This is a genomic window from Caulobacter sp. 602-2 (genome assembly GCF_011043625.1).
GTDB lineage: Bacteria > Pseudomonadota > Alphaproteobacteria > Caulobacterales > Caulobacteraceae > Caulobacter.
Genome location: NZ_JAAKGT010000020.1, coordinates 1 through 17,088 on the forward strand (window position 1 = coordinate 1; position 17,088 = coordinate 17,088).

General features: G+C 69.8%; 17 protein-coding genes, 1 tRNA gene and 1 riboswitch. Of the genes, 7 read left to right on the forward strand and 11 right to left on the reverse strand.

From position 1 onward, the window contains the following. The first annotated feature begins 111 nt into the window (after positions 1 to 111). On the forward strand, positions 112 to 567 hold the full coding sequence (locus tag G5B46_RS23450) for a hypothetical protein (RefSeq protein ID WP_165262990.1): 456 nt from the start codon (positions 112 to 114) through the stop codon (positions 565 to 567). Here the strand turns inward: G5B46_RS23450 and G5B46_RS23455 are convergent. Beyond that, positions 564 to 1,754: an MFS transporter gene (locus G5B46_RS23455; protein WP_165262992.1), complete on the reverse strand. Its 1,191-nt coding sequence runs from the start codon at positions 1,752 to 1,754 to the stop codon at positions 564 to 566. The two genes, G5B46_RS23450 and G5B46_RS23455, sit on opposite strands and share 4 nt — an antisense overlap. A gap of 202 nt (positions 1,755 to 1,956) precedes the next feature. Between G5B46_RS23455 and G5B46_RS23460 the strand changes: the two genes are divergently transcribed. Next, positions 1,957 to 2,958, forward strand: a complete 1,002-nt coding sequence (locus G5B46_RS23460; protein ID WP_165262994.1) for a LacI family DNA-binding transcriptional regulator — start codon at positions 1,957 to 1,959, stop codon at positions 2,956 to 2,958. A gap of 172 nt (positions 2,959 to 3,130) precedes the next feature. Further along, positions 3,131 to 3,664 carry a hypothetical protein gene (locus G5B46_RS23465; RefSeq protein ID WP_165262996.1) on the forward strand — a complete coding sequence of 178 codons (534 nt, stop codon included), beginning with the start codon at positions 3,131 to 3,133 and terminating at the stop codon, positions 3,662 to 3,664. A 77-nt stretch (positions 3,665 to 3,741) separates the two neighbouring features. Here G5B46_RS23465 and G5B46_RS23470 read toward each other — a convergent pair. The 5 genes from G5B46_RS23470 to G5B46_RS23490 all read right to left on the reverse strand — a co-directional run bounded on the left by G5B46_RS23470 (position 3,742) and on the right by G5B46_RS23490 (position 7,188). Further along, positions 3,742 to 3,831: transfer RNA gene (locus tag G5B46_RS23470), tRNA-Ser, on the reverse strand. Positions 3,832 to 3,967: 136 nt separating this feature from the next. Then, positions 3,968 to 4,387 (reverse strand): PaaI family thioesterase, encoded by a 420-nt coding sequence (locus G5B46_RS23475; RefSeq protein WP_165262998.1) that lies wholly within the window; start codon positions 4,385 to 4,387, stop codon positions 3,968 to 3,970. 69 nt (positions 4,388 to 4,456) lie between these two features. Beyond that, positions 4,457 to 5,296: an MBL fold metallo-hydrolase gene (locus G5B46_RS23480; RefSeq protein WP_165263000.1), complete on the reverse strand. Its 840-nt coding sequence runs from the start codon at positions 5,294 to 5,296 to the stop codon at positions 4,457 to 4,459. Between the two features lie 78 nt (positions 5,297 to 5,374). Next, positions 5,375 to 6,067 carry a hypothetical protein gene (locus G5B46_RS23485; RefSeq protein ID WP_240903632.1) on the reverse strand — a complete coding sequence of 231 codons (693 nt, stop codon included), beginning with the start codon at positions 6,065 to 6,067 and terminating at the stop codon, positions 5,375 to 5,377. A gap of 77 nt (positions 6,068 to 6,144) precedes the next feature. Next, positions 6,145 to 7,188 carry an RluA family pseudouridine synthase gene (locus G5B46_RS23490; RefSeq protein ID WP_165263072.1) on the reverse strand — a complete coding sequence of 348 codons (1,044 nt, stop codon included), beginning with the start codon at positions 7,186 to 7,188 and terminating at the stop codon, positions 6,145 to 6,147. A gap of 93 nt (positions 7,189 to 7,281) precedes the next feature. On the opposite strand from G5B46_RS23490, the gene G5B46_RS23495 reads away from it, so the two are divergent. Next, a complete protein-coding gene (locus G5B46_RS23495; protein ID WP_165263002.1) occupies positions 7,282 to 9,582 on the forward strand; it encodes a TonB-dependent receptor in 2,301 nt (766 codons plus the stop codon). Positions 9,583 to 9,755: 173 nt separating this feature from the next. Here the strand turns inward: G5B46_RS23495 and G5B46_RS23500 are convergent, their stop codons facing one another. The 3 genes from G5B46_RS23500 to G5B46_RS23510 form a co-directional block, all read right to left on the reverse strand. Then, entirely contained in the window at positions 9,756 to 10,529 is a 774-nt protein-coding gene (locus tag G5B46_RS23500; RefSeq protein WP_165263004.1) for a dienelactone hydrolase family protein, read from the reverse strand. 87 nt (positions 10,530 to 10,616) lie between these two features. After that, positions 10,617 to 12,209, reverse strand: coding sequence for a bifunctional phosphoribosylaminoimidazolecarboxamide formyltransferase/IMP cyclohydrolase (purH, locus tag G5B46_RS23505; RefSeq protein WP_165263006.1), 1,593 nt, complete (start codon positions 12,207 to 12,209; stop codon positions 10,617 to 10,619). 27 nt (positions 12,210 to 12,236) lie between these two features. Continuing rightward, positions 12,237 to 12,317: riboswitch (ZMP/ZTP riboswitch) on the reverse strand. A gap of 64 nt (positions 12,318 to 12,381) precedes the next feature. Continuing rightward, positions 12,382 to 12,795: a helix-turn-helix domain-containing protein gene (locus G5B46_RS23510; RefSeq protein ID WP_205691848.1), complete on the reverse strand. Its 414-nt coding sequence runs from the start codon at positions 12,793 to 12,795 to the stop codon at positions 12,382 to 12,384. Between the two features lie 61 nt (positions 12,796 to 12,856). On the opposite strand from G5B46_RS23510, the gene G5B46_RS23515 reads away from it, so the two are divergent. Then, the gene (locus tag G5B46_RS23515; RefSeq protein WP_165263008.1) at positions 12,857 to 13,525 is read left to right on the forward strand and encodes a cation transporter; all 669 of its coding nucleotides are present in this window, start codon (positions 12,857 to 12,859) and stop codon (positions 13,523 to 13,525) included. Here the strand turns inward: G5B46_RS23515 and G5B46_RS23520 are convergent. Next, a complete protein-coding gene (locus tag G5B46_RS23520) occupies positions 13,522 to 14,145 on the reverse strand; it encodes an isochorismatase family cysteine hydrolase (RefSeq protein WP_165263010.1) in 624 nt (207 codons plus the stop codon). The genes G5B46_RS23515 and G5B46_RS23520 overlap by 4 nt on opposite strands. Before the next feature lie 145 nt (positions 14,146 to 14,290). Here G5B46_RS23520 and G5B46_RS23525 point away from each other — a divergent pair, with 145 nt between their 5' ends. Both G5B46_RS23525 and G5B46_RS23530 read left to right on the forward strand, forming a co-directional pair. After that, positions 14,291 to 15,070 carry an FRG domain-containing protein gene (locus G5B46_RS23525; protein ID WP_165263012.1) on the forward strand — a complete coding sequence of 260 codons (780 nt, stop codon included), beginning with the start codon at positions 14,291 to 14,293 and terminating at the stop codon, positions 15,068 to 15,070. Beyond that, entirely contained in the window at positions 15,070 to 15,447 is a 378-nt protein-coding gene (locus tag G5B46_RS23530; protein WP_165263014.1) for a hypothetical protein, read from the forward strand. Before G5B46_RS23525 ends, G5B46_RS23530 begins: the two co-directional genes overlap by 1 nt. Before the next feature lies 1 nt (position 15,448). Here the strand turns inward: G5B46_RS23530 and G5B46_RS23535 are convergent, their stop codons facing one another. After that, on the reverse strand, positions 15,449 to 17,068 hold the full coding sequence (locus G5B46_RS23535) for a PAS domain-containing sensor histidine kinase (RefSeq protein ID WP_165263016.1): 1,620 nt from the start codon (positions 17,066 to 17,068) through the stop codon (positions 15,449 to 15,451). Positions 17,069 to 17,088: the final 20 nt, after the last annotated feature.

A 17,088-nucleotide genomic window follows, 5' to 3' on the forward strand; every position in this document is an offset into this window, starting at 1 on the left:
AAGGGCCGAGGCTGTGGCGCTGGTGCTGGCGGCGGAGCAGCCGGTCGCCTGAACCGGCTTGGCCGCTTCCTGGCGTCGTGCAAGATGCGCGGCGTCTAGAGGGGGGCGGACATGCGCGGATGGATGATGGCGGCCATGGTGACGATCGCCGGCGCGGCGATCGTCGGGCAGGCGCAGGCCTGCGCCGTGGTCATGCCGGCCGATCGTTCCTACGCCACGAAGATGCGCGAAGCGCGCCAACGGGTGGAGGCGGCCGTCGCCATCGTCGACGGCGAGGTGGTGGTTCCCTACGGTGGTGAGGGGCGGCCGGCGGTGATCCGCGCCGAACGCGTCCTGCGTGGAACCGCTCTTGCCGAATACAAGGTCGGGGCCGAGACCTCGTGCGATATGGAGTTCCTCGACGTCGGCGAGCGCTTTCGGGTGCTGCTGTACGGCGGTCCCGAGGTCTTCATCACCGGTGTCGACCAGTCCGAGGCCCTGTACGAGGACCGCGTCCTGAAGTCGGACCGCCGCAAGGTTTGGCCCTATCGCCCCGGGACCCCGGCGCCGAAGCCGGCCGGCCCTTAGGCCGCCGCCAAGGCCCGCTCGCGGCGGTCGTCCCAGACGGCGATCGCCCAGATCACGAAGCCGCCGAACGCCAGGGCGCAGCCGACCCAGCCGGTCGAGCGCCAGCCCATGCCGGCGGCCACCGCCATGCCGGCCAGCCAGGGACCAAGCGCGTTGGCGGTGTTGAAGGCCGAATGGTTCAGCGCCGCCGCCAGGGTCTGGGCCTCGCCGGCCACGTCCATCAGGCGGGTCTGCAGGGCCGCGCCCAGGCCGCCGCCGCAGCCGATCAGGAACACCACCGGGACCAGGGTCCACAGGCTGCCGACGGCCAGCGGATAGAGCGCCAGCGAGGCGGCGCTCCACAAGAGGATGGCGCCGACGGCCGGCATCAGGGCGCGGTCGGCGGCCCAGGCGCAGACCAGGGTGCCGGCGGTCATGCCCAGGCCGAACACCATCAGCACGCCGGGCAGGGCGGCGGGCGAGGCGTGGGTGACCTCGATCAGGGTCGAGGCCAGATAGGTGTAGACCGCGAACATGCCGCCAAAGCCGATGGCGCCGATGCCGAGCGTCAGCCACACGCGGCGGCTGGCCAGGGCCGACAGCTCGCGCAGGGGGCTGGCGTCCTTGGGCGCGGGCTCGCGCGGGGCCAGCAGGAACACTGAGACGGCCGTCAGGGTCGCCAGGATGGAGACGATGACGAAGCCCCAGCGCCAGCCGATCCACTGGCCCACCGCGTTGGCCAGCGGCACGCCGACGATGGTGGCCACCGTCAGGCCGATCATCACCCGCGCCACGGCCGAGGCCCGCTTGTCGGGCGGCGCCAGCGAGGCGGCGACCAGGGCCGCGACGCCGAAATAGGCCCCGTGCGGCAGGCCGCTGAGGAAGCGGAAGACGACCATGGTCTCGAAGGTGGGCGACAGCGCCGACAGGCCGTTGCCGATGGCGAACAGCACCATCAGGCCGACCAGCAGGGTGCGGCGGGCGATCCTGGCCGCCAGCACCGCGATCACCGGCGCGCCGACGACGACGCCCAGCGCATAGGCGCTGATGGCGTGGCCGGCCGTCGGCTCGTCGACGCCCAGGGTGCGGGCGAAATCGGGCAGCAGGCTCATCGAGGCGAACTCGGTGGTGCCGATGGCGAAGCCGCCCAGGGCCAGGGCCAGTTGGACGAGCGCGGCGGAGGGGGCGCTGCGGGCGGGGACGCTCATGGCGGACCTTGCTTGAACGAATAGCGGCGAGGCCGGTCGCGCACGCGCCTGCGCCCGCCCAGGCGCGAGAGCCCGGCGGGACGGCGCGCGGTTAGGAGCCGCGCTGCGGTTGGTCGAATGTGTGCATAGCTATTCACTCGCCAGCCGGCGCGCAACCCTTTAAAGAGCGAGCGGAGGGGAAAAGGGTGCGAGGGATCGCCGCATGAGCGGAAACTGGCGACCGCCGTCGTCGACCGACGTGGCCAGGGCGGCGGGAGTGTCGCAGTCGGCGGTGTCGCGCGCCTTCACGCCGGGCGCCCGGATCGCGCAGGCGACGCGCGCCAAAATCCTGGAGGCGGCCGAGGCCCTGGGCTATCGGCCCAACCTGCTGCCCAAGATCCTGCAGACCAACCGCTCGGGCATCGTCGCCGTCGTGGTGGGCGGCTTCTACAATCCCTACTTCGCCATGACCCTGGAGGCGTTCTCCAAGGCGCTGACCGCGCGCGGCCTGCAGATGATGCTGGTGCGGGTGGAAAGCGACCGCATCCTCGACGGGGTGGTCGACCAGCTGGCGGGATATCGCGTCGACGCCGTGGTCTCGGCCCTGGCGCTCACCTCGCAGGACGCCGCCGACCAGCTGTCGAAACTGCGCATTCCGATCGTCACCCTGAATTCGGACCTGGCGGGCGACTGGATCCGTTCGGTGTCGTCCGACAACTTCGCCGCCGGCGCGGCGGCTGCGCGGCTGCTGTACGAGCGGGGCGGGACGCGCTTCGGCTTCGTGGCGGGGCCCGCCGACAGCCCGGCCCAGGTCGCCCGCGAGGCCGGCTTCGCCCACGGCCTGGAAGCGCTGGGGCTGCCGCCGGCGATGCGGGCGGGCGGCGGCTACGACCACGCCAGCGGCGCCCGGGCCGCGCGCGACCTGTTCGCCGGCGCCGAGCGCCCCGACGCCCTGTTCTGCGCCAACGACCTGGCGGCCTTCGGCGTCATCGACGTGCTGCGCGAGGACTTCTGCCTGACGCCGCCGGGCGACGTGCTGGTGATCGGCTACGACAATCTCGACATGGCCCAATGGGCGCCCTACCGCCTGACCTCCTTCGACCAGGACATCGAGGCCCACGTGGCCACGGCGATGGAGCTGCTCGACCTCGAAGCCGGCGCGACCTGCGTGGCGCGCGTCGTGCCCTCCCGGCTGGTCGAGCGCGAGAGCACGCGGCGGGGCTAGCGAGGATTTTCGCCCCAGCTGGATTTCCAGCGCGGCGAGACCTTTGCTCCTGGCTCGATCTTGGATTGCGCATCTGGCCACGCTTGGAGCGGAGTCATAAGCTGAGCCGTGATCCGCGCTGTGGGGGCGAGCGGACGAATGCGGCAAGGCGGCGATGCCCGGAACTCCAGCTTTGAAGACCAAGCTTCTTGCGCTCATCGGCGCGGCCGTGGTGATCGTGGTTCTGTCGTTCAACGCGCTCGTCGCGGCGCCTGTGGCCTCGGCGATCGGTCAGGACGACCGCAACAAGGGCCTGACGCTCGTGGCGTATCGCGCCTACGCCGTGTCGCCGAGCATCCTGACGCTGGATCTGTGGTCCGTCGAAGAGGCCGCGCCCGTAGACCTTTTTCGCGTCCTGTTCCAAGCCGCCGAGGCCCTGAAGGACAAGCGGTTCGATCGCGTCAATCTCGCGCGCGGCGGCCATACGATATTCGTCCTGGACGGCGGGGCGTTCCAGGTGCTGGGCCAGGAGCATGCGCTCGGCCAGAACCCCATCTATATGATCCGTACCTTGCCGGAGAAATTGCGGACGCCCAGCGGTTCGCCGGCGTTCGAGACCTGGACCGGTGGCTGGCTGGGCGTGCTGGGCGAGCAAATGGAAGACAGCAACGCCTTCGCCCAGGCTTGGGCGGAGGGCAAAGCTCCCTCGGGCGGCCCTCGATACTAGTCGAGGCCAAGTCGCGCGCAGCAGCCGGGGCTGCTCGTCGCGTAAGCTTGTGGTCGATCTAGTTTTTCAGGGGGTAATGGCGGAGAGGGTGGGATTCGAACCCACGGTGCCCTTCCAGGCACGCCGCATTTCGAGTGCGGTACATTCGACCACTCTGCCACCTCTCCAGGGGGTCTTCGTGACCAGCTTTTGGCCGGTCTTGAGTGAGGGCGGGATACCTATCCGCGACGCCGGAAGAGCGCAAGGGGCTATGATGCGCTTTTTCGTCTTTTCGTGCGGCGGGCCGCGACCCTCCGTCGCGGCTCAGGCCTTCGGGTACAAAATCATCTGGGTGCAGCGGAAAAGCGCGATGGTTTTTCCCGTGCCTTCGGCGGTGACGACGGCGTCCCAGACCTGGGTGTTGCGGCCGCCGTGGACGAGCCTGGCCTCGCAGGCCACGCCGCCGTCGCGGGCGGTGCCCAGGAAGTTCGACTTCAGCTCGATGGTGGTGAAGCCGGTCGCGCCCTCGGGCAGGGAAACCACGCAGCCGTAGCCGCTGGCCGAGTCGGCGAGCGCGATCACCGCGGCGGCGTGCAGGAAGCCGTTGGGAGCCATGTGGTGGCGTGCAACGTCGAAGCGGCCACGCACCAGGCCGGGCTTGGCCTCCTGCCATTGCAGGCCCAGGTGATCGGGCAGGCTGCCGGCCTGGACGGCGCTGAGATTGGCGCTCTGGTCGTCGGCCATGACGGGGCCTCCTGATACTTCACGTGCGAAGCATTAGGCGCGCCGGCGGCCGTCGTGGCAAGTGCGTTTTTAAAGAGAACGAATGTGCCGCGGCGGAAAGCGCACGCCGTTCTCGTCGGGCGAGGGCAGCTTGCCCGAGCGCACGGCCACGTCGAGAGCGGCCAGGGTCAGGGCCGAGGGCTCGCCTGCTTCGCCGGCCCGGCGGGCGACGAAGTCGGCTTGCGTCACCGCGTCGCCGGCGTCGGGATTGGCGGCCTTTTGGGCGGCGACGGTGGTGTCGGCGGCGGCCGGATTCTCGCCGGCCCAGCTCGACAGGATGCGAACGTCGTCGGGCAGGCCGAGCAGGCGGCGGGCGTCGGCGAACAGGCCGGCGGCGTCCGCGCCGGGCGCGTCGCTGGCCGGCAGGCCGGTGGGCAGGATGGCGTCGCCGACGAAGACCACGTCGCCGGCTTTGTAGGCCACCGCGCCGGGCAGGCGGCCGGAAAGGGCGATGGGGTGGAACTCGATCCCGCCCATGATCAGCGGCTCGTCGTCCTCGCGGGCCAGCTTGTCGAAGTCCCAGCCTTCCAGGTCGACGCCCTCGGCGCCGAGCGCGGGAACCAGGCGCTGCAGGCTTTCCAGCACGTGGGCGCCGATGGCGACCGAGGCGCCGGTCTCGTACTTCAGGTGGCCGGCGGCCGACAGGTGGCCGGTGTGGACCGCAGTCTCGAGGATCCAGGTCGGGCCGAGGTCCTTCTCGCGAATGTCGGCGATGATGGCGTCGACGAAGGCGGTCGAGGTCTCGCCGGTGGCCGGGTCGAAGTCGAGCACCGGATCGACGATGGCGCAGAGCAGGGTCGCCGGATCAGAGACGAGATAGGTCACGCGCCCGCTGGCGGCGTGGTGGTACGCTGTGATGTCCGGCTGCATGCTTACGCCTGAAGGTCCCCGTTTGCGGGCACCATGACGGCAAGCCGTTAAGCTTCGGCGAACGCCGGAATCGTCTCGTCAGGGGCGGTCGTCGATGTCGCAGGGGCGCTGGGCGCCGCGCATCTGGGTGGCCCACAGCGGCTCGACGTAGCGGCCGTCGTCGGCGCGGACGCCGTCGACGCAGCGCTCGGCCGACGAGCGGCCCGACATGTCGAGCGACAGGGCGATCGACTGGCTCTTGCCGCCGCGGGCGAAGCCGTAGGGGCCGTAGCCATAGCCGCCGTACCCCAGGCCGCCATAGCCGGGCCCGTAGCCGAGGCCGTCGTAGCCATAGGCCCAGCGGCCGTTCTTGCCATAGTCGGTCTGGGCGACGGCGACGCCCAGGGTGCCGGTCTCGCCGACCGGGAACAGGGCGGTGGCCGCCACGTGGCGATAGCCGCCGGTGCCCACCCCGACCTCGACGCTGCCGTGGACCTTGCGCTTGATCGGCCCGGCGTCGTCGTCGCGCGACAGGTTCAGCGGGCCGTCCTCGCTGGTCGTGCGGACCGGCGCGGCCTTCAGCCAGGCGTCGATCTGCTCCTGGGTGGTCAGCGGGCGGGTGGCCGCGGGTGCGGCCGGCGCGGGGGCGGCTTCGGCCTGGGCCGGGCTGGACGTCGCCTTGGCGGTGGCCACCACCTCGTCGTCGGCGCCGGCGGCGTGCGCCAGCACGGGCGCTGCGAGCAGGGCCAGGCCGAGAGGCAGGGTCTTAACGAGGCGGGCGGCGAACAGCATGTGACGGATCTCCAGCCCTCAACCGATACGCGGGCGGCGAAGCTGAATTAGGGCGCGAATGTTTCGCGGGCGCAAGTTCACAGGCGCTCCAGCCCCGCCTGCACCGCGGCCATGTCGGGGGGCAGGGGAGTCTCGAAGCGCAGGGTCTCGCCCGTCACCGGGTGGACGAAGCCCAGCACCGCCGCGTGCAGGGCCTGACGGGAAAAGCCGGCCTCGACCAGCACCGCCTTGACCGGCGCGGCCGGGGCGCCGGCGCCGTAGACCGGATCGCCCAGGCACGGCGAGCCCTTGCTGGCCATGTGGACGCGGATCTGGTGGGTGCGGCCCGTCTCCAGCCTGCAGGACACGCGGGCGGCCAGCGGCTTGCCCGTGTCGCCGCCGAAGGTGCGCTCGACCTTGTAGTGGGTGATCGCCTCGCGCCCGCCGCTCTTCAGCACCGCCATCTTCTTGCGGTCGTGCGGCGAGCGGCCCAGCCGCGTCTCGATCGTGCCGGACGAGGGGTGCGGCGCGCCGCGCACCAGGGCCACGTACACGCGGTCGATGTCGTGGGTGGAAAACAGGGCCGACAGGCCGCGATGGGCCGCGTCGCTCTTGGCCGCGACCATGACGCCGGAGGTTTCCTTGTCGAGGCGGTGGACGATGCCTGGCCGCGCCACGCCGCCGACGCCCGAGAGGCTGTCGCCGCAGTGGTGCAGCAGGGCGTTGACCAGGGTGCCGGTCTCGCAGCCGGGGGCCGGGTGGGCGGCCATGCCGGCGGGCTTGTCGACCACGATCAGGTGGGCGTCCTCGTAGAGCACGCTGAGGGGAATGGCTTCAGGTTCGGGGATCGCCGGGGCGGGCGGCGGCTCGACCACCAGGTAGTCGCTGGCCTGGGCCTTGGCCGAGCCGTTGGTCACCGCCTGCGGCTTGCCGGCGGTATCGAGGCGGAAGACCCGTCCCTCGGCCATCAGGGCCTGGAGCCGGGCGCGCGACAGCTCGTCGAACAGCACGGCCAGGGCCTTGTCGAGCCGCTGACCCGCCAGCGCGCCGTCGAGGCTGGCCTGAAGGCGCCGCTCGCCGCTCGCCTGGCCGGGGTCTTCGGCCTCCAGCAGATCCTCGATTTCGTCCTCGGCGTCGGCCACTCGTTTCACGGCTCCTTCACAACCCCGTCTTGCAGACGACACGACCGCTCCCTAGGGGCGGGGGCTCGTACAGTTGTTGGAGGGGAATAGTCCATGCGCGCCATCCGCACCACCTCGCTCGCCGGAGCCAGCCTGCTGGCCATGACGCTCGCCGGCCAGGCGCTGGCCGCCGACGCGCCGCCGTCGACCGAAGTCCAGGAAGTGGTGGTCACCGCCCAGAAGCGCGAGCAGAGCGTTCTGGACGTGCCGATCGCGCTGACCGCCTATTCCGGCGACACCCTCGAGGCGCTGGGCCTGATGGAGTTCGAGGAACTGGGCCAGTTCGTGCCCGGCTTCGACGTGCAGAACCAGTCGCCCAACAACCCCGGCTTCGTGATGCGCGGCATCACCTCCGACAGCGGCGAGGCCACCACCGAACCGCGCGTGTCGGTCTATCAGGACGGCGTGTCGATCTCGAAGTCGCGCGGCTCCTACGTCGAACTGTTCGACCTGGAGCGGGTCGAGATCGCCAAGGGCCCGCAATCGACCCTCTACGGCCGCGGCGCCCTGATCGGCGCGGTCAACATCATCCAAGCCAAGGCCAAGCCCGACTTCGCCACGAGCTTGAAGGTCGAGGCCGGCGACTACGGCTACGCCATGCTGGAAGGCATGATCAACGTGCCGGTCAGCGACGTGCTGGCCGTCCGGGTGTCGGCCCGCAGCAAGAAGCGCGACGGCTATGTCGAGAACCTGCTGGGCGGCGACGACTTCAACTCGACCAACACCCAGGCCGCCCGCGTCGCGATCGCCTACAAGCCCAACGACCGCTTCGCCCTGGACGTGCTCTACAACTACCAGCAGGACAAGCCGTCGGGCACGTCGTTCAAGTCGCTGACCTACGCCCCCACCGACCCGACCACCGGCAAGGTGATCGGCGACCTGGGCCGCAATTCGGGCGCGGCCCTGTCGACCGTCGCCGGCTTTGAGAACGATCAGGCCCTGGGCCTGAACCGCCGCCTGTGGAGCCTGACGGGCCTGGCCAGCTACAAGCTGACCGACGCCCTGACCCTGAACTCGACCTCGGCCTACCGCTACTTCACCGGTGAGGAAGTGTTCGATCCGGACGGCTTCTCGCTGCCGATGATGACCTTCGCCGAGGACGCGCAGGGCAAGTCGGCCAGCCAGGAACTGCGCCTCAACTACGACGCCGGCGGTCGCGTCAGCGCCTTCGGCGGCGTCAGCTGGTTCTGGGAAGACGGCAGCCAGCGCGTGCCGATGGCCATCAACGAGAAGATCGCGGGCCTGTTCCTGACCGGCGCCCTGCCGCGCCCCAATGGCCTGTCGCTGCCGGTGATCAACGCCGTCGCCCCCGCGGCCCTGCCGTCGAGCCGCCTGGAAGAGTTCACCAACTACGGCGAGACCAACTCCTACGACGTGTTCGGCGACGTGACCTTCAAGGCCACCGACCGGCTCGAGCTGGCGGCGGGCGTGCGCTACACCTACGACGACAAGACCAGCGGCTACGGCGCCACGATCAGCAGCCCGTCGGCGATCATCTTCGCCCAGACCGGGCGCGTGGGCGGCCTGGTCGTCCAGCCGACCCCGACCCGCTACAAGGACTTCACCGACAACGGCGTCACCTACCGCCTGGTGGCCCGCTACGAGGTGGCCGACAACGCCAATGTGTACGGCTCGATCTCGACCGGCCGCCGGCCCAAGGTCGTGGCCGGCGCGACCCTGACGCAGATCGCCGCCGAGGAGGTCACCTCCTACGAGCTGGGCGCCAAGACCGCGCTGCTCGACCGCCGCCTGACGCTGGAAGGCGCCCTCTACCGCTACGACTACGAGAATTTCCAGACCAGCCAGCGCGACAGCGGCGGGGCGACCATCGTCCTCAACGCCGGCGAGGCCAAGGCCACCGGCTTCGAGGGCCAGCTGAACTTCCAGGCCACGCCGGACATCCTGCTGTTCTCGACCTACGGCTACAGCCACGCCCGGTTCGGCAACGGCCTGTTCGACGGCAACCGCTTCCGCCTGTCGCCCGACCATCAGGCCTCGATCGGCCTGAAGGTCTCGCGCGACACCCGGGCCGGCCGCTTCACCTTCCTGCCGACCTACACCTGGCAGTCGAAGATCTTCTTCGACAACAACAACGACATCGCGGCCCTGCAGACCACCACCGGCGCCATCAAGGACACCGTGCAGGACGAGGTGCAGAAGGCCTACGGCCTCTTGAACCTGCGCCTGACCTGGCAGCCCAAGGACAGCCCGCTGACCTTCGGCGCCTTCGCCACCAACGTGCTGGAGCAGGACTACATCAAGGACGCCGGCAACACCGGCGACGCCTTCGGCATCCCCACCTTCATCGCCGGCGAGCCCCGCTTCGTGGGCGTGTCGGTGTCGATCAAGCGCTAACGTGAAGACCCTTCTCCCCTTGCGGGAGAAGGTGTCGGCGCAAGCCGACGGATGAGGGGTCTCTCAGATCTCAACGCCGCGATAGTCGATCGGCTGTCGCGGCGTTTCTGTAGGTGCGACCCCTCGCCCGGCCTCCTTCGGAGGCCCCCCTCTCCCGCAAGGGGAGAGGGAAATTACGCGAACAGCCCGGGCTTCGGCGCGACGGCCTTCAGCGCGGCGCCGAAATAGTCCTGCACGTCCTGAAACAGGTCCGGCCGATAGATCGCCCGCGGGTCGTTGGCCTTGTCGTCGTCGAAGGCGTGGGTGGCGTCGGGGTAGAGCTTGAGGTCGACCTTGACGCCGTCGGCGGTCAGGCGGTCCAGCGCCTTCTTGGGATAGCGCCAGCCGACCACCCCGTCCTTCTGGCCCAGCACCGACCATACCGGCGGCGCGCCCGGCCCCCAGCCCCGGCGGCTGGTCATCGAGGGATAGGCCGCATACGGATAGACCAGCAGCGCGCCCTTCACCTGCCTGCGCAGGGCGACGGCGTCGGCGTCGGGCAGGCCGGTGGCGCTGGGGGCCGAGGTGCCGGCCGCGTAGGCGTCCATGATCGTCCAGGCGCCGTGGCTCCAGCCGGCCAGGAACACCTGGTCGGCCCGCGCCCAGCTCTGGGTCTTCAGCCAGGCCAGGGTTCCGAAGACATCGGCCGCCCGCTTGGCGCCGTGCAGCGTCATCAGGGTGCAGACGAAGAGCTTGCCGTCCAGCGTGCTCATGCCGCGCGGCTTGAACGAGTCGAGCACCACGGCCGCGTAGCCGGCCTTCACCGCGACCTCGGCATAGGTCTCAAGGAACGGGGTCTTGCCGCCGCAGCCGTGCAGGATCAGCGCCACGGGGAAGGGGCCCAGGCCGGCGGGCTTGAACACCTGCGAACGGGAGACGACCTTGGCTCCCCAGGCTGTGCTGTCCATGCGCGTCCGTCCTTGATTTTCCGCCCGCCCCCAAGGGGAGCGGGCGGACTAGTCGGATTTGGGGAGCGTCGGAAGCGCCCGCAATCCTTAGTGGCGGAACACTCGCACGCCGGTGAAGGCCATAGTGAGGCCAAGCTTGTCGGCGGCCTCGATGACTTCGGCGTCGCGCATGGAGCCGCCCGGCTGGATGATCGCCGTGGCGCCCGCCTCGGCGGCTTGAATGAGCCCGTCGGCGAACGGGAAGAAGGCTTCCGAGGCGCAGGCGCAGCCCGCCAGGTCGAGACCGAAGTCGGCGGCGCGAAGCGCCGCGATGCGGGCGCTGTCCTTGCGGTTCATCTGGCCGGCGCCGACGCCCAGGGTCTGGCCCGCGCGGGCGTAGACGATGGCGTTGGACTTGACGTGCTTGCCGATCTGGAAGGCGAACAGCATGTCGCGGATCTCTTCGTCGGTCGGCTGGCGCTTGGTGACGATCTTCAGGTCGCTGGCCTTGATCCGCGCGTCGTCGCGCGATTGCACGAGGAAGCCGCCGGCCACGCTCTTGAAGGTGTCGCCGGTCGACAGCGGGTCGGGCAGGCCGCCCGTGACCAGCAGGCGCAGGTTCTTCTTGGCGGCGAAGACGGCGACGGCGTCGTCATCGGCTTCCGGCGCGATCACCACCTCGGTGAAGATCTCGACCATGGCCTCGGCGGCCTCGCGGGTCAGGCGGGTGTTGGTGGCGACGATGCCGCCGAAGGCCGAGGTCGGGTCGCAGGCCAGCGCCCGCTCATAGGCTTCGCGCTGGGTGGCGCCCAGGGCCACGCCGCAGGGGTTGGCGTGCTTGATGATGGCCACGGCCGGACCCTGGGCCGGGTCGAACTCGGCGATCAGCTCGAAGGCCGCGTCGGTGTCGTTGATGTTGTTGTAGGACAGTTCCTTGCCCTGCAGCTGCCTGGCCGTGGCCACGCCGACGCGGGGATTGGGGAAGGTGTAGAAGGCCGCCTTCTGGTGCGGGTTCTCGCCGTAGCGCATGGTCTGGCGCAGCTCGCCGGCGATCGACTTGCGGGCCGGGAAATCCTGGCCCAACTGAGCGGCGAACCAGGCCGAGATCGCCGCGTCATAGGCCGCCGTGCGGGCGTAGGCGCGGGCCGCCAGGGTCTTGCGCAGGGCCAGCGAGGTGCCGCCGTCGGCCTTCAGGGCCTCCAGCACTTCGCCAAGGTCGGCGGGGTCGGTGCAGACCGAGACATAGCCGTGGTTCTTGGCCGCCGAGCGGATCATCGCCGGGCCGCCGATGTCGATGTTCTCGACGCACTCTTCGTAGGAGCCGCCCTTCGCGACGGTGGCCTCGAACGGATAGAGGTTCACATAGAGGATATCGATGCCGCCGATGCCGTGGTCGGCCATGGCTTTCGCATGTTCGGGAGCATCCCTAACGCCGAGGAGGCCACCATGGACGATGGGGTGCAGGGTCTTGACCCGGCCGTCCATCATTTCGGGGAAGCCGGTCAGGTCCGACACGTCCTTCACCGGCAGGCCGGCCGCGGTGATGGCCGCCTTGGTGCCGCCGGTCGAGACCAGCTCGACGCCCGCCTCGTGCAGGATCTTGGCCGCCTCGACCAGGCCGGTCTTGTCGGACACGGACAGCAGGGCGCGCTTGGGGGCGACGAGATCGGGGGCGGACGGATAGTCGGGGGCGGCGGGCACGGGGGACTCCGGGTCTGGTTGCGGTCAGAAAGGAGCCCAGGCGCGCGGCATATGCGTCTCGAGCTCCCCGGTGGTCACCCACCTTCAACGCCAGTCACTCGAACGGCGCGGAACATACGGAGGGGCGCCGGGGAGTCAATGCGGCGTCCCGTCATTCGCGCAGGGGCGGGGTTCAGGTCCCTCGCAGCCGTCCCAGCACCTGGCAGTCGGCCACCGTGTCGCGACCGCAGTGGTCCAGCATGTCCTGCAACTCGGCCCGCATGGCCGTAAGGTCGGCGATCTTGCGCTCCACCTCGGCCAGCTGGTCGCGGGCCAGGGCGTCGACCTCGCCGCAGGGGCGGTCGGCGCCGTCGGCCAGGTCCAGCAGCGCCCGGACGGCGTCGAGCCCGAACCCCAGGTCGCGCGAGCGCTTGACGAAGGCCAGCCGCCGCTCGTGCGTCGCCTCGTAGGCGCGGTAGTTGCCTTCGGTGCGCGGGGGCTTGGGCAGCAGGCCCATGCGCTCGTAGTAGCGGATGGTCTCGACCGGCACGCCGGTGCGGCGGGCGAGATCTCCGATGGAAAGCGTCGACATCGAAACGGCGGACATGGCTCTTGACCCTGTAGCGACTACAGGGTGCAGAGATGGGGCCTTCTTGATGGAGGTCCAGATGTCCGGTTGCTGCGGCGACGATCTTTGCAAGCCCGAGGCCCCGCCGCCGTCGGGGCGCTGGCGCCTGGCGCTGTGGATCGCCCTGGCGATCAACGGCGGCATGTTCCTGGTCGAAGGCGCGGCGGGCCTCCTGTCGGGGTCGGCGGCGCTGCAGGCCGACAGCCTCGACTTCCTGGGCGACGCGGCCAACTACGCCATCAGCCTGGGCGTGGCCGGCATGGCCCTGGCCTGGCGGGCGCGGGCGGCGATGCTGAAGGGCGCGACCATGCTGGCCTTCGGAGGCTGGGTCGCCGGCGCCACCCTGTGGGGCGTGTTCGAGGGCCGCACGCCCGAGGCGCCGGTGATGGGCGCCCTGGGCCTCGCAGCCCTGATCGCCAACGTCGTGGTGGCGGTCATGCTGTTCGGCTTCCGCACCGGCGACGCCAACATGCGCTCGGTGTGGATCTGCTCGCGCAACGACGCCATCGGCAACGTGGCGGTGATGCTGGCGGCGCTGGGCGTGTTCGGCACGAACTCGCGCTGGCCCGACCTGCTGGTGGCCGCGGTCATGGCCGCGCTGGCCCTGCACGGCGGCTGGCAGATCGTCCGCCAGGCGGCAGGCGAGCTTCGCCAGGTCAAGGCCGCGCCGGCGCCCGCGCGGTTCAGCGTGGCCGCGAGGAAGCGCTAGGTCCCCGCCAGCGCCGCCGTCACCGCCTCGGCCGTCAGGATGGCGTGGGCGTAGGTCGGCGCGTTGATGGCGTGGGCCGCGTGCAGGGCCTCGTCGGTGAAGGCCGCCGTGGCGTCGGTGACCAGGGTGACGTGGTAGCCCAGCTCCGAGGCGAAGCGACCGGTGCCCTCGATGCAAGTGTTGGCCACCAGGCCGATCAGGATGACGTGGGTGATCTCGCGCTGCTTGAGACGATAGTCGAGGTCGGTGTTGGCGAAGCCGCTGGAGCCCCAGTGCTCGGTGACGATCACGTCGCCGGGCAGGGGCGCGAAGTCGGGATGCCACTGGCCGCCCCAGCCGTCCTTCTCGAACACCATCGCCCGCGCGCTGCCCTGCAGGTAGGGCGAGGGATGTTTCCAGCCGTCCAGGTCGCCCAGGGCGAAGCGGTGGTGGGGCACGATGAACACCGGCAGGCCCGCGCTGCGCGCCGCGGCCACCACCGACGCCAGCCGCCCGTGCAGTCCCGCCGCGCCCGCCGTCGCCGCCACACGCGGCCACAGCTTGCCGCCGTCGGCCAGGAAGTCGTTGTAGGGATCCACGAACAACAGGGCGGTGCGGTCCCTGGGATAGGCGTCTGGCATGGTGGCGCTCCCGGCGGCTGAGAGGGCCAGGAGGCGCGCGATCGGCGTATAGGGCTTGGACATTTCAGTCGCGGGAACGGTGATTTTAACCCGTAATGGTTGAGTTGGCGTCCGGGGCGCTCCATACTCGCGCCGAGGGGGATACATGGCCAAGGTTCTGCGACGTCCGCCTAGCGCGAAATGGCTCTCGCGCTGGATGGATTTCCTCGAATGGATCAATCGGCATAGCGACTCGCGGTGGATCTTTCGCGGTCTGGGCGACGATCGGTTCCTGCTTCAACCGACTGTGGGCCGGGTGACTGGCTACGCGCTGGCGCAGGAACGCGCGGTCATCGAACTCTTCAAGCGACGCCTGCCCGAGTTCAACGGCGAGACCGGCTTCGAGGCTCTGGACTATCTGGCCTTGGCGCAGCACCACGGATTGCCGACCCGCCTGCTGGATTGGACGACCAATCCATTGGTCGCGGCCTTTTTCGCCGTGACAGCCCAGCCCGGGCCGCGAAAGGTAAGGCTCGTTCTCGACAGCGGCCGCCCTGCGCGAGCAACGATCTCGGCGACTCCCGATCTCAAGACGGTGCCCGCCAGGATTGTCGCCTACAGGACCAAGTCGGCGATGTCGCTCGATCCAGCGCAGGACCCTTTCGCCTTGACCGAGGTCGGCTTCTACTGGCCTCGGTCCGTCACTAACAGGATCACCAACCAAGGCGGTTTGTTCAGCGTTCACCCGACACCAGAACTGCCGTGGGCCGAACCGTTGGATGACGCCGCCGATATCTTCGATGTGCCGGGCGAAATGAGATCCTTCTTTCGCCGAAGGCTTTTCTACCTGGGCGTCGACGAACAGCGTATAAAGGGCGGCATCGATGGTCTTGGTGCGCGTATCGCTTGGCAATACGGGACCAAGACAGGATTGGGAACTTTGTAATGGCGGGTACGGCCGCACCATCGAGCGCTACCCTCACGCCCATCAACGACACCAAGTTGGTCAAGGCGATCCTGACTGCCATCAGCGACCTGGATCAGTCCGATCTACGGCGTTTGGGCGGCTGGGCGCCGCTGGAGGAAATCTCGTCTGCGACCCTATTCGACGGGATCGAGGGATCGCCATCTGGTGTGTTCGCCGTCGGGGACAGCACGGGCTTCGAAGTTAGCGGCACCGTGTATGTCACGCTGCAGTACGGTGGCGGCCGCGACGGGTCATGGGTCGGGGATTCCTATCCGGCCCTCGTACGCGGCAAGTTCCACGACAAGCGGATCGAGATCGAGAGCGTCACGGTCGACAATAGTTCGTTCTACGAATGACCTAAACCGGCTCCGCCGCCAGGTCGCAGGCCTGCGCGATGGCGTCGAACAGGGCCGAGACGGTGATCGGCTTGGCCAGGTGCAGGTCGGCGCCGGCCAGGAGGCAGGCCTCGACCTGGTGGGGCATGGCGTTGGCGGTCAGCGAGATAATCGGGATGCGCACGCGGCCGGCGGCCCGCTCGCGCTGGCGGATCTCCTGGATCGCGGTCAGCCCGTCCATCACCGGCATCTGGGTGTCCATCAGCACGAGGTCGAAGTCCTGGTCCTGATAGGCGCGCAGGGCCGCCTCGCCGTCCTCGGTGACGACCACGTCGGCTACGCCGTCCAGCATCAGTTCGACCACCCGCTGGTTGGTCGGGTGGTCCTCGGCCAGCAGCACGCGCAGGCGCTCGGGCATGGCGGCCTTGGGCGCGCGCCGGGCCGGGGCGGGCGCGAGGGGGGCGGCCGGCGCCAGTCGGACGGTCAGGGTGAAGCGGGCGCCTTCGCCGGGCGTCGAGACGCAGGCGATGTCGCCGCCCATCAGCTTGGCGAAGCGCTGGGCGATCGACAGGCCAAGGCCCGAGCCGCCGAACCGCCGGGTGATCGAGCCGTCGCCCTGGACGAAGCGTTCGAACAGGCTGGCCTGCACCTCGGGGGTGAAGCCTTCGCCGGTGTCCTCGACCGTGAGCGTCAGCAGCACGTCCTCGCCGTCCGGCCGCGCGCTGGCGCGGACCGCCACGAAGCCCTCGCAGGTGAACTTCACCGCGTTGCTGATCAGGTTGTTGACGATCTGGCCGAACTTCAGGGCGTCGCCGTCGACGCGCTCGTGAAAGCCTTCGTCGAAGGTCAGGGAGAAGGTCAGGCCCTTCTGGTGGGCCAGGCCCTCGAAGGTGGCGGCGCAGGCGGTCACGGCCGCGCGCAGGTCGAACGGCGCGGTCTCCAGCTCGACCTCGCCAGCCTCGATCTTGGCCAGATCCAGGATGCCGCTCAGCAGCGCGTTCAGCGTGCGACCCGAGCTCAGGATCACGTCCATCATCTCGCGCTGGCGCGGCGTCAGTTCGGTCTGGGCCAGCACCTGGGCCATGCCCAGCACGCCGTTCAGCGGCGTGCGGATCTCGTGGCTCATATTGGCCAGGAACTCGGACTTGGCGACGCTGGCGGCGCGGGCCCGCTCCAGGGCGGCCTCCAGCGCGGCGGCCGACTTCTTCCGCTCGGTGATGTCCTCGCTGATGATCAGCAGCAGCTTCTCGTCGCCCTCGCCCGGGATGGCGATCTTCTTGGTCTGCAGCCAGCGGTCGCCGTTGTGCGGGGTCTTCAGCGGCTCCTCGTCGATCACCCACAGGCGGTCGCTGGCCAGCACCTTGGCGTCCATCTCGGCGAAGAAGGCGGCCTGTTCGGGCGGGAAGAAGTCGGCGTCGTTGCGGCCGATCAGGGCCTCGCGCGGCACGCCCAGCAGCTCCTCGCCGGTGCGGTTGACCAGCACGAAGCGGCCGTCGCGGCCGTTCTTGACCACCAGCATGGCCGGCACGCTTTCGACCACGGCGTCGAGGAAGGCCCAGGAGTGCAGGGCCTTCGACGGGTGGGAAGCAGCGTCCGCCGCGGCCGCCGGGTCGCGCGGAAGGTGATGGTCGTCCTTGGCCATGTGTCTCGAAAGTTGCCCCG